Annotated in this window: 19 protein-coding genes and 1 riboswitch; of the genes, 6 read left to right on the top strand and 13 right to left on the bottom strand. The window is 50.2% G+C overall.

Going from position 1 to position 18,532, the window contains the following annotated elements; translation table 11 throughout:
• Nucleotides 1-32 precede the first annotated feature (32 nt).
• Together GIW82_RS10295 and GIW82_RS10290 are read left to right on the top strand one after the other, a co-directional pair.
• Nucleotides 33-1,523, top strand: coding sequence for a glycine betaine uptake BCCT transporter (locus GIW82_RS10295; protein ID WP_154749861.1), 1,491 nt, complete (start codon nucleotides 33-35; stop codon nucleotides 1,521-1,523).
• Between the two features lie 125 nt (nucleotides 1,524-1,648).
• Entirely contained in the window at nucleotides 1,649-3,028 is a 1,380-nt protein-coding gene (locus GIW82_RS10290) for a Glu/Leu/Phe/Val family dehydrogenase (RefSeq protein WP_154749860.1), read from the top strand.
• Nucleotides 3,029-3,121: 93 nt separating this feature from the next.
• Here the strand turns inward: GIW82_RS10290 and GIW82_RS10285 are convergent, their stop codons facing one another.
• Nucleotides 3,122-4,027 carry a catalase family peroxidase gene (locus GIW82_RS10285; protein WP_230309360.1) on the bottom strand — a complete coding sequence of 302 codons (906 nt, stop codon included), beginning with the start codon at nucleotides 4,025-4,027 and terminating at the stop codon, nucleotides 3,122-3,124.
• Nucleotides 4,028-4,167: 140 nt separating this feature from the next.
• Here GIW82_RS10285 and GIW82_RS10280 point away from each other — a divergent pair, with 140 nt between their 5' ends.
• Nucleotides 4,168-4,437 (top strand): GNAT family N-acetyltransferase, encoded by a 270-nt coding sequence (locus GIW82_RS10280; protein WP_154749858.1) that lies wholly within the window; start codon nucleotides 4,168-4,170, stop codon nucleotides 4,435-4,437.
• A gap of 89 nt (nucleotides 4,438-4,526) precedes the next feature.
• Here the strand turns inward: GIW82_RS10280 and GIW82_RS10275 are convergent, their stop codons facing one another.
• The gene (locus tag GIW82_RS10275) at nucleotides 4,527-5,204 is read right to left on the bottom strand and encodes a hypothetical protein (protein ID WP_154749857.1); all 678 of its coding nucleotides are present in this window, start codon (nucleotides 5,202-5,204) and stop codon (nucleotides 4,527-4,529) included.
• 129 nt (nucleotides 5,205-5,333) lie between these two features.
• Between GIW82_RS10275 and GIW82_RS10270 the strand changes: the two genes are divergently transcribed.
• The gene (locus GIW82_RS10270) at nucleotides 5,334-5,627 is read left to right on the top strand and encodes a hypothetical protein (RefSeq protein WP_154750028.1); all 294 of its coding nucleotides are present in this window, start codon (nucleotides 5,334-5,336) and stop codon (nucleotides 5,625-5,627) included.
• Nucleotides 5,628-5,666: 39 nt separating this feature from the next.
• On the opposite strand, the gene GIW82_RS10265 is transcribed toward GIW82_RS10270, so the two are convergent.
• Entirely contained in the window at nucleotides 5,667-5,849 is a 183-nt protein-coding gene (locus GIW82_RS10265; RefSeq protein ID WP_154749856.1) for a hypothetical protein, read from the bottom strand.
• A 62-nt stretch (nucleotides 5,850-5,911) separates the two neighbouring features.
• Nucleotides 5,912-6,391 carry a PaaI family thioesterase gene (locus GIW82_RS10260; protein WP_154749855.1) on the bottom strand — a complete coding sequence of 160 codons (480 nt, stop codon included), beginning with the start codon at nucleotides 6,389-6,391 and terminating at the stop codon, nucleotides 5,912-5,914.
• A gap of 648 nt (nucleotides 6,392-7,039) precedes the next feature.
• On the opposite strand from GIW82_RS10260, the gene pepF reads away from it, so the two are divergent.
• Entirely contained in the window at nucleotides 7,040-8,851 is a 1,812-nt protein-coding gene (gene pepF, locus GIW82_RS10255; protein WP_154749854.1) for an oligoendopeptidase F, read from the top strand.
• A 42-nt stretch (nucleotides 8,852-8,893) separates the two neighbouring features.
• Here the strand turns inward: pepF and GIW82_RS10250 are convergent, their stop codons facing one another.
• The 3 genes from GIW82_RS10250 to GIW82_RS10240 form a co-directional block, all read right to left on the bottom strand.
• Nucleotides 8,894-10,198, bottom strand: a complete 1,305-nt coding sequence (locus GIW82_RS10250; RefSeq protein ID WP_154749853.1) for a purine/pyrimidine permease — start codon at nucleotides 10,196-10,198, stop codon at nucleotides 8,894-8,896.
• A gap of 127 nt (nucleotides 10,199-10,325) precedes the next feature.
• Complete coding sequence (locus GIW82_RS10245) at nucleotides 10,326-10,598, bottom strand: hypothetical protein (RefSeq protein WP_195914025.1); 273 nt, start codon at nucleotides 10,596-10,598, stop codon at nucleotides 10,326-10,328.
• Nucleotides 10,599-10,738: 140 nt separating this feature from the next.
• Nucleotides 10,739-11,473: an MBL fold metallo-hydrolase gene (locus GIW82_RS10240; RefSeq protein ID WP_154749851.1), complete on the bottom strand. Its 735-nt coding sequence runs from the start codon at nucleotides 11,471-11,473 to the stop codon at nucleotides 10,739-10,741.
• A 572-nt stretch (nucleotides 11,474-12,045) separates the two neighbouring features.
• On the opposite strand from GIW82_RS10240, the gene GIW82_RS10235 reads away from it, so the two are divergent.
• Entirely contained in the window at nucleotides 12,046-12,372 is a 327-nt protein-coding gene (locus GIW82_RS10235) for a YflT domain-containing protein (RefSeq protein ID WP_154749850.1), read from the top strand.
• A gap of 46 nt (nucleotides 12,373-12,418) precedes the next feature.
• On the opposite strand, the gene GIW82_RS10230 is transcribed toward GIW82_RS10235, so the two are convergent.
• From GIW82_RS10230 to GIW82_RS10205, 6 genes are read right to left on the bottom strand one after another with little or no spacing between them, the layout of a single operon-like run.
• Entirely contained in the window at nucleotides 12,419-13,612 is a 1,194-nt protein-coding gene (locus GIW82_RS10230; protein ID WP_370456199.1) for a CaiB/BaiF CoA transferase family protein, read from the bottom strand.
• Between the two features lies 1 nt (nucleotide 13,613).
• A complete protein-coding gene (locus tag GIW82_RS10225) occupies nucleotides 13,614-14,765 on the bottom strand; it encodes an alpha-hydroxy-acid oxidizing protein (RefSeq protein ID WP_154749849.1) in 1,152 nt (383 codons plus the stop codon).
• Nucleotides 14,766-14,779: 14 nt separating this feature from the next.
• Nucleotides 14,780-15,559, bottom strand: coding sequence for an enoyl-CoA hydratase/isomerase family protein (locus tag GIW82_RS10220; protein WP_154749848.1), 780 nt, complete (start codon nucleotides 15,557-15,559; stop codon nucleotides 14,780-14,782).
• 24 nt (nucleotides 15,560-15,583) lie between these two features.
• On the bottom strand, nucleotides 15,584-16,255 hold the full coding sequence (locus tag GIW82_RS10215; protein WP_154749847.1) for a methionine ABC transporter permease: 672 nt from the start codon (nucleotides 16,253-16,255) through the stop codon (nucleotides 15,584-15,586).
• On the bottom strand, nucleotides 16,242-17,270 hold the full coding sequence (locus tag GIW82_RS10210; protein ID WP_154749846.1) for a methionine ABC transporter ATP-binding protein: 1,029 nt from the start codon (nucleotides 17,268-17,270) through the stop codon (nucleotides 16,242-16,244). The genes GIW82_RS10215 and GIW82_RS10210 overlap by 14 nt, the downstream gene beginning before the upstream one ends.
• Before the next feature lie 48 nt (nucleotides 17,271-17,318).
• The gene (locus GIW82_RS10205; RefSeq protein ID WP_154749845.1) at nucleotides 17,319-18,128 is read right to left on the bottom strand and encodes a MetQ/NlpA family ABC transporter substrate-binding protein; all 810 of its coding nucleotides are present in this window, start codon (nucleotides 18,126-18,128) and stop codon (nucleotides 17,319-17,321) included.
• A gap of 91 nt (nucleotides 18,129-18,219) precedes the next feature.
• Nucleotides 18,220-18,334: riboswitch (SAM riboswitch) on the bottom strand.
• Nucleotides 18,335-18,532: the final 198 nt, after the last annotated feature.

Genomic DNA, 18,532 nt, shown 5'->3' with positions numbered 1-18,532 from the left:
CATGTGGCCAAAAATGGTCTGAGGAGGAATTTATGAAGAAAGCTTCAAAAGTCTTTTATATTACGTTTGCCCTTGTGATTTTTACCGTGCTCTTCGGTGTAGTGGCTCCTGAACAATTTGAAAAAGCCACCAGTACAATCCGTACAGCCATCAACACCGGCTTCGGCTGGTATTATTTGATGCTGATGGGTCTTCTTCTCGTCTTCACTGTCATCGTCATCATTAGTCCGTATGGCAAGATCCGCCTCGGTAAAGATGCAGACCGGCCTGAATTCTCAACAATCAGTTGGATTGCCATGCTCTTCTCTGCTGGCATGGGAATCGGACTTGTCTTCTACGGCGCGTCCGAACCACTTTCTCATTATGCTATCCAATCACCGAATGCCGAACTCGGTTCGAATGCAGCTTATAAAGAAGCTCTGCAGCGAACTTATTACCACTGGGGAATCCATGTGTGGGCTATGTACGGCATGGTCGCATTAGCACTCGCTTTTTTCCAGTTCCGTAAAGGTGAACCTGCCTTGATCTCAGCTACACTTAAACCGATTTTCGGCGATAAGATGAACGGTCCGCTCGGTACATTAATCGATGTTCTTGCGGTATTTGCGACGGTCTTCGGTGTCGCAACATCACTCGGATTCGGCGCTTCCCAAATAAACGGCGGCCTCAGCTACTTGTTTGGTGTCCCTCAGGAATATTGGGTCCAGCTGGTCATCATCGCTGCCGTCACGGTCCTGTTCGTCATCTCTGCCTGGTCAGGTCTCAATAAAGGCATTAAATATTTGTCGAATACGAATATGGTTCTTGCGATTTCCTTGATGATCCTCGTCCTTATTCTAGGTCCTACTATATTGATGCTGAATATGTTCACCGATACATTCGGGACGTATATGCAAAACTTGATCAGCCTGAGCTTTGCTTCCGCACCACTTGACTCCGACAGTCGCGCTTGGCTGGACGGCTGGACGATCTTCTACTGGGCTTGGTGGATTTCATGGGCGCCATTCGTCAGTATGTTCATCGCACGCATCTCGAAAGGACGCACAATTCGTGAGTTCCTGATCGGCGTCGTGATCACTCCGACATTATTCGGGTCGATCTGGTTTTCAATTTTTGGAACGACGGCAATCGAAACACAACGCAGCGGATTCGACTTAACGGTCTTCCCGACTGAGCAGACACTGTTCGCTATGTTCAGTCAAATGCCGCTCGGCACCGTCATGTCATTGATTGCAATCCTGCTCGTTTCTATCTTTTTCATTACCTCAGCCGATTCTGCGACGTTCGTCCTCGGCATGCAGTCAACGAACGGCTCCTTGCTTCCGAGCAACCAGATCAAAGTGCTGTGGGGCATCGCCCAGTCGCTTGTCGCTGCGATCCTCCTGTCTGTCGGTGGACTCGATGCCGTACAAAACACGATCATTGTCGCAGCATTACCATTTTCATTTGTCATGATTCTCATGATCTTCTCTTTGTTCAAAGCATTAAAAATGGAATTGCCTGCACCAAGAACACGAAAATGATAAATAGAAAAAGCTATTCTGGAGTGCCATTCAAGTGGCTTCTGTGAGTAGCTTTTTCTCGTTTGGACATATTTCTACACTTAAAGGGTAAAGGAAGACAGAAATCTATTCGGAGGTGTTCGTTGATGAAAGAACAAACAGAGACAATTGTCGAAGAATCGCTCGGGGCATTGCTGCGGAACAAGGAGTTTCTCCCTGACCTGCAAGGATCTATGCGCGAACAGGCCTTCACTTCGCTCAGCGCCATCCTTTCCACCCCAAACAAAATCCACCAATCGTTCCTGCGGGTTCCGCTCGACAATGGCAGCGTTGTGCGTGTTCCATCATTCCGCGTCCAGCATAACGACGCGCTCGGCCCGTATAAAGGCGGCATCCGCTTCCACGAAACCGTCAACGAAGACGAAGTCGTGAACCTTGCGTTTCTCATGACGCTGAAAAACGCTTTGCATGACGTGCCTTTCGGCGGCGGCAAAGGCGGTATCGTCCTTAACCCACGGGAATATTCCGTCAAGGAACTCAATGCCATCTCGCGGAAATACGTCCGTTACTTCGCCGACGTTATCGGACCGGACAAAGACATTCCGGCACCCGACATGGGATCCGGCGAACGGGAAATGGACTGGATGATGGCCGAGTATAAAAAGATCCACTCCGGTACACCTTACTTGGGGAGCTTCACCGGCAAAAGTGTCGCGAACGGTGGATCGCTCGGCCGACGGGAAGCGACAGGGAAAGGCGTTTACTTTACTTTCCGCTACTTGTTCCACGACTTCATCGAAGCGAACCGGCAATGGCTTGCAACATCCGACAACCCTTTCGCAGCATCTGCGCTCAGCGTTACCCAGCGCCCATTGACCATGGCTGTCCAAGGCTTCGGGAATGTCGGATCCGTCGCTGCACTTGAAGCGTTCAATTGCCGAAAGATCGACCACTCGATCGTCGCTGTGTCAGACCGTAACGTCATGCTGTATAACGAAAGCGGACTGAACATTCCGGCACTCATCCAATTCGCTTCGACAAATGCCGGCGACCTGCCGACGACGGATGAGCAATTGCAGGAAGCCCAAATCCAGGCGGAAATCCGGAAGCGTGATGATCTCGTGACGATGGATGTCGATATCCTCCTGCTTGCCGCGCTGGAAAATCAGATTCATGAAGGCAATATGAAAGATGTCAGAGCGAAAGTCATCGTCGAAGGAGCCAATGCACCGACAACCCAAGAAGCTGATGAGTATTTAAGTAAACACGGCGTCATCATCGTTCCTGATATTTTAGCTAATGCGGGCGGTGTCATCGTCTCTTACCTAGAGTGGCTGCAAGGACGCGAGACGCAGTTTTACTCCGAGGAGGAAGTGTACCGCCTGCTGATCGAACAGATGCAGCGTACGATGGACACGCTTCTTCCGCAATATTTCGGAGACCCCCATTCCTTGCGGGAAAACTGCTTCATCCATGCTGTAAGCCGCCTGTCGACTGTGTTATACAAACAAGGGAAACTTTACTGAAGATCCCTTCTGCATAAAAGGATGACGAAAAGGACTCGCCGCCAATCCCATTTGGCGACAAGTCCTTTTTACATTAAAAACTTTCAGATCCAGTCACTGTTCGCCGATTTCTGCCGACCGTCGTTCGAACGATGCGCGGTAGGCAGGACTCCGGAAGCGAAGGACCGGGTCTTCTGAACATTCGATGCCCGCTGCCACAACAGTCGGGTCGAACAACAGGGCGTCCACCGCCGGATCTTCTTTCAAAATCGTCAGTTCTCCGAGAACGGCCGTCTTCCTGTCGGATGGCCATTCTTTTGTCGGATCATCGGTCGGGTCGTCCGGTTCACCAAGTATCACCAGGAGACGAAAACGCACGGGACTTACGGCAAGCCGGTCTTCGATCTGCACTTCGTAAAATCCGATCGGCAGAGATGCAAGCTCCATCGCAGACAGTCCTTTAACGCCGTCTACCGGTTCCCACACATATTTGATCGGCTGCCGTTTTCCTTCTCCCACGAAATAATAGGCATGGATCGAATGATAAAGTCCTGCACTAAACCCTGCAGGTGCTTGGAATTTCTTCACTGCTTCCAGCATCGCCCGGCTTTCCGGAAAATCTTTCAGCAGTGCCATCAAAGTGTGTAAATTCGGGCGACCTTTGGATACCGACCTCGTGACTTCCAGTATTTCCACGAACGTTTCAGGCGTCGAGGCAAAAAAAACTGGAGAGGTCACGCCGACAATGTTGAGTTCTTCTTCCCCATTGCCTCCTAGTTGGACGGCCATTCCTTTGACGGGAGACATCGCATCCGCCCATGTAGGGTCCGGCGAAAAGTGAGAAAACCGGATTGAAGCCGCCACTTCCCCCCGTTTGAAATGTGCTGCTTTCGTCCATTCTGCGGCTGCTCCCGATCCTGTAAAAATACCTCTAAATGTTTTCCCGCGCGCATGCGCACGCCGATGTCCGGGAAACCTCCCGAATGTCTCTTCAATGCTGTCCACTGATTTTGTGGCCATTCGAATCTTGTCCATTCCATCACCTCTCCCATTTTCCATACCCGATTCCCCGCTCAACACAAACGTAGCGAAGCCGAAGTGTAGATCGGGAAAAGAAGGGAATACAGACAGAGAACCTACACAACGAAGGAGGAATTCCCATGGAAATCACGAAAGAAAGCGACCGCTTCACAGTCAACGAAAACGGGGAAGAACTCGGGTTTATTTCTTTCATAGAGGAAGATGATGTGATGACGATCGACCACACGGAAGTGTCCCCCCAATTAAAGGGTCAAGGAGCCGGCAAGAAACTCGTCGAACGGGCGGTCCAACATGCGCGTGATGAGGGAAAAAAAGTCATCCCGCAATGTGCGTTCGCCAAAAGCGTCATCGAGCAGAACCCTGAATTCCAAGACGTGCTCGCCGGATAATGACCTTTACACAAACAACAAAAAGAAGCGGTTCCCGAAAGTCACGCAGACTTGTGGGGAATCGCTTCTTTTCTTTTTCGGAACTCCTCTTACAGGAATTCCCCGTCGTTGATGTTATAGAAGAAACTCCAGTTATCTGACTTGTATAAGTCCTTATAATTCAGCTTCTCGCCGGTTCCAAGCGTGACAAACTCGCCTTCGAGCGCCACGACCATCGCAGTGCCTTGGTTATCCAGGTTAAGATACACGTCTCCGATTGAAGGTCTGACCGCATTCTGTTCACGGATCCGCTCCTCTAACTGCTCATCTTCTTGCAATTGTTCCTCTGTCACTTTGGATTTGTCCAAGTAGGAGATGTCGTTGCTCCCCTCTTCCTGACCTTGCATCATCGTCAGGAATTCGCGAAATTTCACCGTGTTCTGGCGTGTTGTCAAAACGTTCGGACCGTCGACCGACTCGATTTTTTCGAACTCATTCAGCGTATAATGATCCATATAGTCCGGATCCGGCTTGGTGATCAAGATATACCCGCCTTCTTCGGCGACGGCATCTTCCCTGAGCGTGTACCGTGTGCCAAGGAAAAGAAAAGAGTCCAGATGCTTCGGTTTGCAGAACGTGATTTCTTCCGCTTTTCCTGCTACTTGCTCCATATCCTTGATCCGAATCATCTGAACGGATTGCCTCGCTAACGGTTTGATCGAATACACTTTATGAAGCTCATTTTGGAAATAGACGAATTGCCCTTTCCGTACTTGAATTAATTTCAATTGCTTCCCCTCCGATACAGTCTAGGTTCTTCCATCAATTTTAATGAATTTGAACGGAAAAGTCCACGTACCCATGTATTCCCCTGCTATACTGGTTTAGAAACAAAAAAGGAGGAATTGTTCGTGGAAATGGACCGTGCAGAACAAATGCGCCGTGTGATCGAGCAATACCAGCAAGACGAAGAAACAATGATCCGTCTTTTCGTCAAATGGTGCTTCGCAAACGAAGTCGACCCGGTCGCGCTCTATACGAAAGCGTACCCTGGGCAACCAAAGAACGAAGCCTTGGCTTCCGCGATCGTTGAAGATGACGGCGAGCCGCTCGAGATCAGCGATGCCACGATGCTCGAACTGCTTCAGCTGTTCGGGAACGATGACTTGGCATTCGTGCTTGCTGAAGAAAGTGACAAAAAAAGCAGGTAAAGAAGAAGCTTTTCCCTTCTATACCTGCTTTCGTTTGCTTCAGCGGCTTTTCCGTAGTTTTTTCGCCCGGTTTTCGATATGGCTTGTCCGTAGATTCTCGTAGCCGTTGGACGCGACGTTGCTGTAGATGCCCGCCATTCGATCCTCTTTCTTCGGCTCTTCTACAACTTCTTCCTCTTCCACGATTTCTTCCTCTTTCACTTCTTCACGCTCTTTTTCCATTTCTTTCACCTCTTCGCTTCCATTATTCCCTTCATAACTTCACTCATTGCACATGTTCTTCCTTACTTTCCGAATGTAGACGGCATGACGACCGCCACGACTTCCCCTGTCGCACAAACCGTATCTCCTGCGAACACTTCAACTGCTACTTTGAATTTCTTCGGATGGATCTCCTCCACTTTCCCGATAGCTTTCAGAAGTACGCCTTTCGGGGTCGGTTTCTTGAAGTCCACGTGAAGAGAGCCCGTCACAAAACGCGGTGCCGGTTCTCCATCCCCCGGCTCGAAGCCGTTCTTCCGGTGCAGTGCAAGTGAAGCTGATCCTGTCCCATGGCAATCCACGAGCGATGCAATCAGCCCGCCGTAGACAAAACCAGGAATGGCTGTATGTTCGGGCTTCGGCTCGTATACCGTCACCGTCTCCTCCCCTTGCCAGCCGGTGCGGAACTGATGGCCTTCTTCATTCAAACGGCCGCAGCCATAACACCAGGCAAAGTCTTCCCCGTACTCGTCCTGAATCGCGTATTGTACCTTCTCAGTCATGTTGCTTCCCCCTTTGTATATGTCTCTTCGATTATAAAGAATATTCCGCCCCTTTTCCACAACCGAATGGATTTCCCTCGCCATGAAAAAAAGCATGACCTAAAATCAGGTCATGCCCTCTTTCTTCTACCCTCTAACTTCAGAGGGGCGCACGCGGAAAATTTCTTGAAATTCTTACTACAAATGTGGTGACTACTGACGAAACGAATCATCCCGCCAATGTCTTCTTGCGAAAAGTCATGTTCACCCTAATTGCTGGTGTATGGCTGCTTTACTTTAAGCGCAACCATAGTTCTGAAGCTTCGCCTTACAAACTGCACTTACACAAAAAACTTACCACTTACTGTTCAATCTCTCATCCGTTAACTTCAGGACGAGTCTTTCCGAGCGAGAACGCTTGATCGTCAGTAACGCAAATTTTCCGCCAAGGCTGTGCAAATACATAATCGACCGTCCAGCCAAACTACTCATCTGTCTGTACCGGCCAAATCTGTTCCGCCTTGTACCTTGTATTTACCCGTGCTTTTTTCGCACTAAACCTCTTTTTATAAAAAATACACGTTATTTTTCAATTAATTTTTACTTTTCAATCTATCGGGCGTATACTGAATATTAGTTCGTAAACCGTAATATTAAGGAGAGATAATCATGGTTGCCAATTTACCACAACGATCCGCCATCGCGGCAGAAGAAACATGGGATTTGACGAGTCTATTCGCTACGGAACAAGACTACACAAACGCCCTGAACCAACTGGAACAGGATGTAGAAGCTTTCCACAAAACATTCAAAGGAAGTGCAAAAGATGTTGCATCTGTCATCGAAGTACTCTCCGCTTACCGGAACATCGTCGAAAGCATCGTACCAGTTGCTACATATTCCAATCTATCCGTCAGTACCGATCAAACCGACGACGAAGCGCAAATGCGCGCGAGCAAATTCGGTTCGTCATCCGCTAAATTCAGCAGTAAGCTATCCTTCGTGACGAGCGAATTGCTCGAACTGCCGGAAGCGGTCCTCGAAGAAGCGATGCAGCAATCCGACGAATTCCAGGTGTATTTGAAGCGTCTGCTTGACCGGAAGCCGCACCAGCTGCACCCGGAAGTTGAAAAGGCATTAGCTGCCTACTCCCCGACATTCAGCGCACCATACGGCCTGTATAACACAACAAAAATGGTCGATATGAAGTTCGACGATTTCGAAGTCGACGGCAAATCATACCCGCTCAGCTACGTCTCGTTCGAAGGCGATTGGGAAGCGGAAACCGATACGGAACTGCGCCGCACTGCGTTCAAGGAATTTTCTGACAAGCTGCGTGATTACCAGCACACGACAGCGAAAACATATGATACACATATCCAGACGGAAAAAATCACTGCCGACCTGCGCGGCTACGACAGCGTCTTCGATTCCTTGCTGTTCAACCAGGAAGTTGATCGCTCGCTCTATAACCGTCAGATCGACTTGATCATGTCCGAACTGGCACCGCATATGCGTAAATATGCGAAGCTGCTTCAAAAAGCGCATGACCTCGATAAAATGACATTCGCCGACCTGAAGATCTCGCTCGACCCTTCCTATGAACCGGAAATCACGATCGAAGAATCGAAACAATACATCAACGACGCGTTGTCCATCATGGGCGACGATTACTTGGAAATGGTGGAACGCTCTTACTCGGAACGCTGGATCGACTTCGCACAGAATGCCGGCAAATCAACAGGTGCATTCTGCTCGAGCCCATACGGCAACCACCCGTACATTTTGATTTCATGGACCGGCCGCATGAACGAAGTGTTCGTCCTGGCACATGAGCTCGGACATGCAGGACATTTCTACAATGCAAACCGTGCACAGAACGTCTTCAACGCTCGTCCATCGCTTTACTTCATCGAAGCACCATCGACAATGAACGAAATGCTGATGGCGAACCATTTGATGAAAGAAAACGACGATCCGAAATTCAAACGCTGGGTCATCTCGTCCATCGTTGCAAGAACGTATTACCACAACTTCGTCACGCACTTACTGGAAGCAGCGTACCAGCGCAAAGTATACGAGCGTGTCGACAATGGCCAAAGCGTCAATGCCAACATCCTCAACGCATTGAAACGTGGCGTCTTGGAAGAATTCTGGGGCGACGACGTGGAAATCACGGAAGGTGCGGAACTGACATGGATGCGCCAGCCTCATTATTACATGGGCTTGTATCCATACACGTACAGCGCCGGCTTAACGATCTCCACACAAGTTTCCAAACGCATCCTGGACAAAGGACAACCGGCTGTCGAGGAATGGTTGGAAGTGCTCCGTGCAGGCGGAACGAAAACACCCGTCGAGCTATCTAAGATGGCAGGTGTCGACATTACGACGGAACAGCCGTTGCGTGATACGATCGCTTATATCGGGGAATTGATTGACCAGCTCGAAACATTGACGGATGAAATCGAAGGACAATAACCAAAAGGCTTCCCGGCGCCGGGAAGCCTTTTTTCCGTATATTTATGTGTGTTTTTTCGCTTTTACGCGGTCGCGCCATAGCCAAATCTGTTCGACGACGATCGATGTGAGCGTGCCGACAATCAAGCCATTCGATAGTGTAGCAGCTGCTGCGGCCGGCAGTTCTCCCATGCTCTCAGGCGATACGAACATGATGCCGACACCGGCGATCAGACCGTAAGCAGCAATCTTATATGCGCGCTCACGGTCTTCCGACACTGTCAATTCACGGAACGCCATCTCGGTCATCTTACTGAAAATGACGAAGATGACCGCATATGCGACAGGTGCAGGAAGTGCGGCAAGCACCGCCATCAAGTCCGGGAACAAACTGATGAGGACGACGATGATCCCCCCGATGATGAACGGAGCGAGCGACACGGCTCTCGTCGCAGCGACGAAGCCCGCTGCACCAGAAATCGGCACAGGACCAATTGAAGAGAAAATCCCCGCCAGTAAGTGGTTGATTCCTGACGCGGCCGATGCCCCTTTGATCCGGAGCGGCTTGTCGACCTTGAATGTGTTCTTCATCAACAGTTCCATGACACGGATCGACGCAAGCATATTCGCCATGAGCAATACCGTCAAGAACAGCGATGTGACGAACATGCCGGAGTCCCAGACGAGTGGACCGAAGACGAACACTTCGGGGAAGGTGATAAACGGTGCTTCTGAGAAGTGCACTGGTGCAGCTTCGCCCATCAGTATGAACAGAAGCCAGCCCGCACCGATCGCAAACAGTACCGAGTAGCGGTTGATCCAGCCGACCCGATGGCTGCTGAAATAAAACATCAGCAGCACGATCGCTACACTCGCACCGATGATCGGAATCGACACCGGGTCTCCGTCAGAAACGATGCCAAGCATGCCGTTAATGATCGATTCACTGATCTGCAAAACAAGCAGCAATAAATAGACGAAGGTGATCGCAGGTGTGAACAGCTCTTTCATTTTTCCGGCGAGTCCGCTCACTGCCAGTAAGACGAACAACACCCCGCTATAAATCATCCCGCTCTGGAGTGCTTGCAACGCATCTGCAGAGGACGGATATAAAATTCCCGCCAGGCCGGCGTAGACGATGAAAATTCCCCACCATAATCCGGCGGGCCCCTCATTGATCGGCATGCGGTGCCCGAACAATGCTTGTGTCAAACAGGCTAGACCAAGAACAAAGACTGTCCGCTGCAGAAATAGCGCAGTCTCGAGCCCAGTCATCCCGAAGACACTCGCAATCGCAACAGGTGCCGCGATGGAAGAAGCCAGTAAAAAGACGGCCCATTGAATGCCGCCGAAAAAATTTCTCGTCATCATGCGCGACTCCTCCCAATTCTTCAGCTCTTACGTTCAGTATACACTCTTTCCGACAGCGTGAAATAGTCTGCTTTCAGCCAAAAGAAAAACCTGCACCGTCGCTTTGACAGTGCAGGCATTCCCATTATTCCTCCGGAGGGATCCGGTTGTCTTTGGACTGTTGTACTGTGTCCTCTGACTCCCGTGCATCCGCCACTTTCTTATATTCAGCCGAGCTTCCACCGACCTGATACTGCGAACTTGCTGAAAATCCTTGTTGCTCTAAATTCTCCACTTCTTTTTTCGATGCCTTCATCAGCAATCGGAAAATAAGCGCGGATAAAAGAATAATGACAATAACAGAGATGATCCCTGGAAGGTATTCACTTTTGTCTTCTGGAAAATATAAAAATTCCATTCCCATGTTTTTCTCCCGCCTTTTTCGTTAAGGTTTCTTGTTCATTATACACGAACTGTACCAATGAACCGGATGGGATCATGAACATTTCATGGCAGAAAACGTTCATCCTAACTCACACGTCAATAACAATTCCTCTTCTAGATGCTGTAGATTTTTCCGATTTCCGCAAACTCTGTCGGTCCTGCAAACTGCCCTTTTGCCGCTTGCAGAATTTCTCCGAGCTCTCCGTATTGCGGCAAGTGCGTTAAGACCAACTGTTTCACGCCAGCTTCTTCCGCCAATTTCCCGGCCTGGCTTCCGCTCATGTGACCGCTGATGATGCCGAGATATTTCTCGTACAGATTCGATTCGGAAACGAGCAGATCCGCTCCCTCAGCGAAGCCGACCAATTCATCGCGCCACGCAGAATCTGCCGTGAAAACCGCCGCTTTGCCGTTCGATTCAAAACGTAGCGCCAAGCAGTAAACCGGATGAACCGTCTCACAAAAACTGACTTCCCATGGCCCGATCTGCAACTTCTCTTCGACTCGGATCGCGTGCCCTTCTGTCACGCCTTTGTACGATAACTTCTTGAACTCCTCTTCGTCACGGTCGTGCGCATAAATCGGGAACGGGGTTTCCCATTCCTTCAGCTGCATTCCGACCATCGCTGCGTGCTGCAAGACGCCGATGTCTGCAATATGGTCCGCATGGTAATGCGTCACAATGAGTGCATCAAGTTCGTTGAGCGCCGTATAGTTTTGCACGGCTCCGAGTACGCCGCTTCCACAATCAATCAAGCAGCGGAATCCGTCTTCCTCGATTAAAAATGAAGATGTCGCTTCATTGCGGTTCGGGTAGCCGCCCCAAATCCCGATCGGTGTAACCTTCATGTTTTTTGCTCCTTTTGTATAGTAGTTGGTGGTGCTGTTAGTTTTAGTGTTGTCGATACTCTGTAAAACAGTTCCGTACCGCGGTGCTCATGCCGAACTAACCCGCCATCACTTCCTGAGGCCGGCTGGATTTCGGCAAATCGCTTTTTACCGCAGGCACTCCACTGTTTTACTCCATATCTCCGCTTCGTTAGTGGTGACTCATCATACTAAATACCACCATCTCATTCAAAGAAAACAACGGAAGATGACATTAACCATCACTACTCACAATCAACAGTAGGAAAGACGGAGACAAGAGCTAAACGGCTTTGGCCGAAATCCTTTCGGCCGGTGGCGATCATCAAATAAGCGTAGAAATTCCGCTTATTCCCGAAAAGAAGCCTATTCCGGATGAAATAAATGAAAATATCATCTAGAATCATCTCGGGCGCAAGCCCACTAGACGCGGAGCCTTTTTACGGAGGATCGTTGACGAGCATATATCAACCTTCATTATAACGGATTTGTTTAGTTTTCACGCCGCGTGGTATGCATAGAAATAGAATATAAATTAATTGGAGGAATGTAAAATGACCACAAAATTAGTAGTAGAAAATGCCCTTCAAGCCAAAACAGAAATCGAGAAATTGCATACGCAAGGATTCACAGAGGATCACATCTATGTCTTCGCTCATGACCCGAAACGTACGAAAGATATCGGCGATGCACTCGGTACCGAATCTGTCGGGATAAAGGAGCAAGGCTTCTTGGATAGCTTGAAGAACATGACTAGCTCACGCGGCGACGAACTGCGCGCGAAGATGGCTGCAGCCGGCTTATCCGATCAGGAAGCAGAAGAATACGAAGAAATTCTCGATCAAGGAAGATTGGTCATCATCGCGAATAAAGATCTATAAGATTGAACAAAAGCCGGATGCGCAAATGCGTATCCGGCTTGTTTTTTTATGAGTGCGTTTTCTGTCCTTGGTTAATCTCGGCGATTTGCTGTGCGGAATAGCCGAGCTCTTCCAGCACTTCCGCATTGTGCTCACCGAGAAGCGGTGCCGGCCGCCGGAGTGTTCCCGGAGTCCCGGAAAACTTCGCCGGGAAACCGAGGGTCTGGACCGTGCCCGCAAGCGGATGTTCATATTCCTGAATCATTCCGCGCGCATGGATGTGCGGATCTTGGAGCGTTTTATCATAAGAAAGGATCGGACTGCATGGGATGCCTGCCGCTTCCAGCTTTTCGAGCCAGTAAGCAGACGGTTGTGCCGCGAGTACAGACTCGATGTCTTTCTCCAGACCTTGCGCATGATCGTTACGCGAGCTGTTCGTCGCGTATTCCGGGCGGTTGATCCAATCCGGCCGTTCCACGACTTCACGGCAAAATGCTTCCCAAAGCTTCTGGTTCCCCGCTCCGATCAGAATCGTGTCGTCTGCAGCTTCATACCCTTGATACGGTGCTGATACGCGGTGCGCCGAGCCATTTCTTGTCGCCACTTCCCCAGCGCCGAAATAAGCAGCTGCTTCCCACACTGTCCATGCGAGGCCGGAATCGACGAGTGAGACGTCGATGTACTGCCCTTCGCCTGTTTTCAAGCGGTGGATATATGCAGCAAGAATCGACTGGATCGCCGTCTGTGCAGCCGCAATGTCATTGATTGCGATGCCGACTTTGACCGGCTTCCCGTCTTTTTCCCCGGTCATGTCCATGAAACCACCGAGCCCTTGCGCCATGATGTCATAGCCGCCTTTATGGCTGTATGGGCCGGTCTGACCGTACCCCGAAATCGAGCAGTAGACGAGTGACGGATTGATTTCCTTCAACGTATCGAAGTCGATGCCAAGTTTTTTCGTGACATTTGGCCGGTAATTCTCGATGAAGACGTCAGCGGTTTTTACAAGCTCCAGTAGCGCAGCGTGTCCCGCTGCTGTCTTCAGATCCAGGCAGACGCCCCGCTTATTGCGGTTGACCATCATGAAGTTATGGCTCTCGCCGTTCGTATACGGACCCATCCGGCGTGTATCGTCTCCACCTGCCGCCTTCTCGACTTTGATGACGTCCGCTCCCATGTCGCCAAGGACCATCGTGCAATACGGACCTGCGAGCACTTGCGTCAAGTCGATTACACGTACACCTTCCAGTGCCTGCTTCACGTTACCTGCCTCCTCCGCTTCGTACGAGCTTCGCTGTATGTGTGTCCTGGATTCGGGTGATTCCCGCCAGTGCTAGCGATACACGTGTTTCTTCGATGAATTGTTCTAATACTTTTTCGGCGCCTTGTTGCCCACCGACAACCAGCCCGTAAATGTACGGGCGACCTAGCAACACTGCATCTGCACCTTGAAGTAACGCTTTGACCGCATCGGGACCGCGGCGGATGCCACTATCCAAAATGACCGGTACGCGTTTTTGCACGACTTCCGCAATCAATGGCAATGCATCGAAAGAAGAGATCGCACCGTCCAACTGGCGACCGCCATGGTTCGAGACGATGATGCCGTCAATGCCTGCCTCTATTGCCAAATTAGCGTCGTCCGGATGGAGGATTCCTTTCAGCAAAACGGGCAGGTTCGTTGCAGCTTTGATCTTTTCGATTTCTTTCCATGTGAAGGATGGGTGATGGACATTTTTCAGGATGCCTTCGATGATCGAGTCGTCTTCCTGGTCCGGGAGTGATGCCATGAACGCCGGATCGTTGACGTAATTCGCTTTCCCAACGCCTGCACGCAGCGGCGAAAACCGGTTCCGCACATCTTCTTCGCGCCAGCCCATCATGACCGTATCGACCGTCACAACGATGGCTTCGTAGCCGGCCTCTTCCGCCCGTTTGATCATGCTGAAGGAAATGGACGATTCGTTCGACCAATACAGCTGATACCAGCGTGGATTATCACCCGATGCTTCCGCCACTTCTTCGAGGGGATAGCTCGCAACCGTACTCGTGATGAATGGGACATTGAATTTCGCAGCGGCCCGTGCGCTAGCCAGATCACCTTCCTCATCAGCAAGTCGCTGCATGCCGATCGGCGCCAGCAAAAATGGCTGCTCGTAGCGGCGGCCTAACAATTCGATGCTCGTATCCACGGAAGAGACGTCGTTCAATACGCGCGGCACGATCGACCAGTTGCTGAACGATTCCCGGTTGCTGCGGAGTGTTTCCTCCCCGCCCGCACCTGAACGGATGTGGCCGAATACTTCCGGCTTCATCTTCTCTTTCGCACGTGCTTCCCATTCCTCGAAGTTCGACGGGAAATCATTTTCCGCCAGGATGTTCTTTATATAAATGCTGCCTGCTTCCGTACTCATTCCGACCCGCTCCTTCAAGAATTAAAATTGGGTGGCCGTTTGTCCAGGAATGCCTGGATGCCTTCCTTGTAATCCTCCGATTCGAAGGAAGCAAGGATGACTTCAGCCAAATGTTCCGTTTCTTCATTCGCCCCGTCGACGACTGCCTGAATCACTTGTTTGTTGCCACGCAGGGCGGTCGCGGATACTTGTGCCAATTCTTTCGCATATGTATAAGCGGCAACGTCGGTTTCGTCACCTTCCCCGATGTGCTGCAGGATGCCGATTTCTTTCGCTTTCTCTGCATCGATCAATTTCCCTGTGTACAGCAATTCCTTCGTCTTGATCGGGCCGATGACACTCAACAGGCGCTTCGTCGATGCCAAGTTGTAGATGATGCCGAGACGCGCTGCCGTGATGCCGAAGCGGCTATCGCTGGAAGCGAAACGGAAATCGCACGACATCGCGATTTCGAGTCCGCCTCCGATCGCAAGCTTGCGGATCAGCGCAATCGTCGGTTTCGGGAATCGGTACAGCCGGTCCGCTGCCGCAAGGGCATGGTTGTTGTACTCTCTTGCTTTGTCTTTCGCTATGCGGTTGTCGAGGAATTCCTTGATATCAGCGCCGGCCGAGAATGCCCGATCATCGACGCCTTTCAGGACAAGTGCCCGGATTTCTGTATCTTGCTCCACTTCATCGAGGAGCACCGGCAATTGTTTGAACATCTCCAGTGAAAATGCGTTACGTTGGTCTGCCCGGTTGATGACGATCGTCGCAACCGCTCCATCTTTCTCCAAATAAAGTTCATTTGCCATGTTTTTTTCAGCTACTTTCCATGATTAATCTTTTTTCAGTTTTGCCGAGAGCGCATTCCCGAAGCTTTGGATTCCTTGAACAAGCAGGATCAGGATCAGTACGGTCGCATACATGATGTCGACTTCATAGCGCAAGTGGCCGTATCGGTAAGCCAAGTCCCCGAGTCCACCAGCACCGACCAGCCCGGCCATCGCCGTCGCTCCGATCAAGCCGACTGTCGCGATCGTCAAACCAAGGATGATCGATGGACGTGCTTCGCGCAGAAGGACATTCCAGATGATGTGGCGCGTCTTGATGCCCATCGCTTCATATGCTTCGCGGACCCCGCTATCGACTTCCAACAGCGAACTTTCCATGAGGCGTGCGATGTACGGCGCGGTATAGATGACAAGCGGGACGATGACTCCTTGGACACCGATTGTTGTGCCGACGATGAACTTCGTGAACGGCAAGATGAAGAACAACAGGATGATGAACGGCACGGAACGGATGATGTTCACGACGATATTCAACGTTTGGTAAATGAATTTATTATCCCAAGCCTGTCCGCGTCTCGTCAGGACCAGCAAAATGCCGAGTGGGATACCAAGAACAGCCGAGATCGCCAAAGAGATGATGACCATTTGCATCGTCTCGACAAACGCCTGTCCGATGACCGGCAGCCATTGTTCGATAAACAGGTTAACTCTCTCCATTTTGATCAGTCCATTCTCTAATGATTACGCCTTGTTCTTCGAGGAATTGCAAAGCGTGTTGCACTTCTTCCGGCTCTCCTGCAATGTGGACATCCATATTGCCGATGACACCGTTCTTCAGTTCCATGATGTTCGCGGTCAAGATGTTCGGCCGCACACGGAAGCGAGTCGCCGCTTCCGCCAGGACTGGATCTCCTGCAGAAGAACCGCGGAACGCCAATTGCCAGACAGAACCTGTCTTCTTCAGCTCCCGGACAAAGTCCAGCGATAATTTACGCTGTGATACAGTGTTCAGGAAGCTGCGCGTCGTCTTGTGCTGTGGATTCGAAAACAGGTCGATCACCAAACCGTCCTCAACAATACGTCCCGCTTCCATGACGTAGACGTGGTCGCATATTTTCTGGATCACTTGCATCTCATGCGTAATCAGCAAGATCGTAATTCCGAATTCCTTATTGATTTTCAAAAGGAGGTCGAGGATGGACTCGGTCGTCTCCGGGTCGAGTGCACTCGTCGCTTCATCGCTCAGCAGGATGTCCGGCTCCTGTGCCAGTGCTCGGGCGATTGCCACGCGCTGCTTCTGTCCGCCGGATAACTGGCCTGGGAACGAGCTTTTCTTGTCAGCCAATCCGACGATGTCCAAATATTTGTCTACTCGCTTAGCGATCTCGTCTTTTTTGACGCCGATCAGGCGAAGGGGAATGGCGATGTTGTCTCCGACCGTTGCGGTTTTCAAGAGGTTGAAGCCTTGGAAGATCATCCCGATTTTCTTGCGCTCCGCCAGCAGTTCACTCTTCGACAGCTCAGTGAAATCTTTGCCTTTCAACTTCACTTTTCCGGCAGTCGGTTTTTCAAGGAGGTTGACGCAGCGGATCAGTGTACTTTTCCCGGCACCACTGTATCCGATTACGCCATGGATCTCGCCTTTCCGTACTTGAAGCGACACATCCTTGACCGCTTCGACCTTACCTTTTTTCGTTTCAAATGCTTTTGATACACCTGCTAATTCGATCATCGTTGTCCATCTCCCTTGAAACTGCAGCCTGCTTAGCTACGCGATTTTTTACCAGATCGGCAATACGGAGCCGTCAAACTGCTCTTCGATAAATTCTTTCACCCGGTCGGACTGGTACGCTGCGTTCAGCACTTCCAGCACCGGATCGTCTTTGTTTTCATCACGTGTGACAATATAGTTGACGTATGGTGATTCACTCGATTCCAATAGGATGGAATCTTCCAGTGTGTTCAGTCCTGCTTCGATCGCCCAGTTCGTATTGATTGCCGCTGCATCCAACTCACTTAGTTGTTTCGGAATTTGCGCAGCTTCCAATTCGATGAATTCAAGCTCCAGCTTGTTTTCCTCGACATCGAAGATCGATGCAGTTTCTTCACTGCCTTCCTTCAACGTGATCAAGCCCGCTTCTTCCAGGATGAACAAAGCACGTGAACCGTTCGTCGGATCGTTCGGCAAACCGAATTTCGCGCCTTTCGGCAAGTCTTCGATCGAGCCGAACTCATTCGAATATACACCCATCGGGTTGAGGATCGTCGTCGCACCCGCTACGAGGTTCGTTCCGTGGTCTTCATTGAAGGCATCGAGGAATGGTTTGTGCTGATAGCTATTGACGTCGAGGTCACCTTCTTCAAGCGCTGTATTCGGCAACACATAGTCCGTAAATACTTTCAGTTCCAATTCCAATCCTTCCTCTGCAGCCACTTCCTTGACGACTTCCAAGATCTGCTCATGGGGACCTGACGTCACGCCGACCACCAATTTCTCTTCGCTCAAAGCCGTAGTTTCTGCACTTCCATTACAGCCCGCAAGTGCTAGTGATGTGATTACCGCTCCGACAAACAATCCAATTTTCTTCATTTCATCCGCCTCCATCAATTTTCATTTTCCAATATACGAAAAAGCCACTCTTTCGAATGAAAGAGAGGCTGGAATAGGTGAAATTCGTCCTCTCTCATCTTCCAGAACACATTTGTCCTGCTGGATTTAGCACCTTTTCCATGCACGCATGCATAAACGGTTGCCGAGCTTCATCGGGCCAGTCCCTCCACTACTCTCGATAAGAGATTTGCTTATTCAATTATTGAAATATAGTATCAATTTATCGCGTTGCAGCGATAATGTCAATAGGATTTTGAAATTTTTATTTACATCCTAAGTTTTTGACGATTCTGTGTCCTTCACAGTAGTCTGTTTTCTCATTTTTTGCTATATTAGAATAGAGGTTTTTGAGAATCACACATCTGGAGCTGATTTCCATCCCT

This window comes from Planomicrobium sp. YIM 101495 (assembly GCF_009707665.1).
Lineage (GTDB): Bacteria > Bacillota > Bacilli > Bacillales_A > Planococcaceae > Planococcus.
This window is presented reverse-complemented; position numbering and strand designations above follow the sequence as displayed.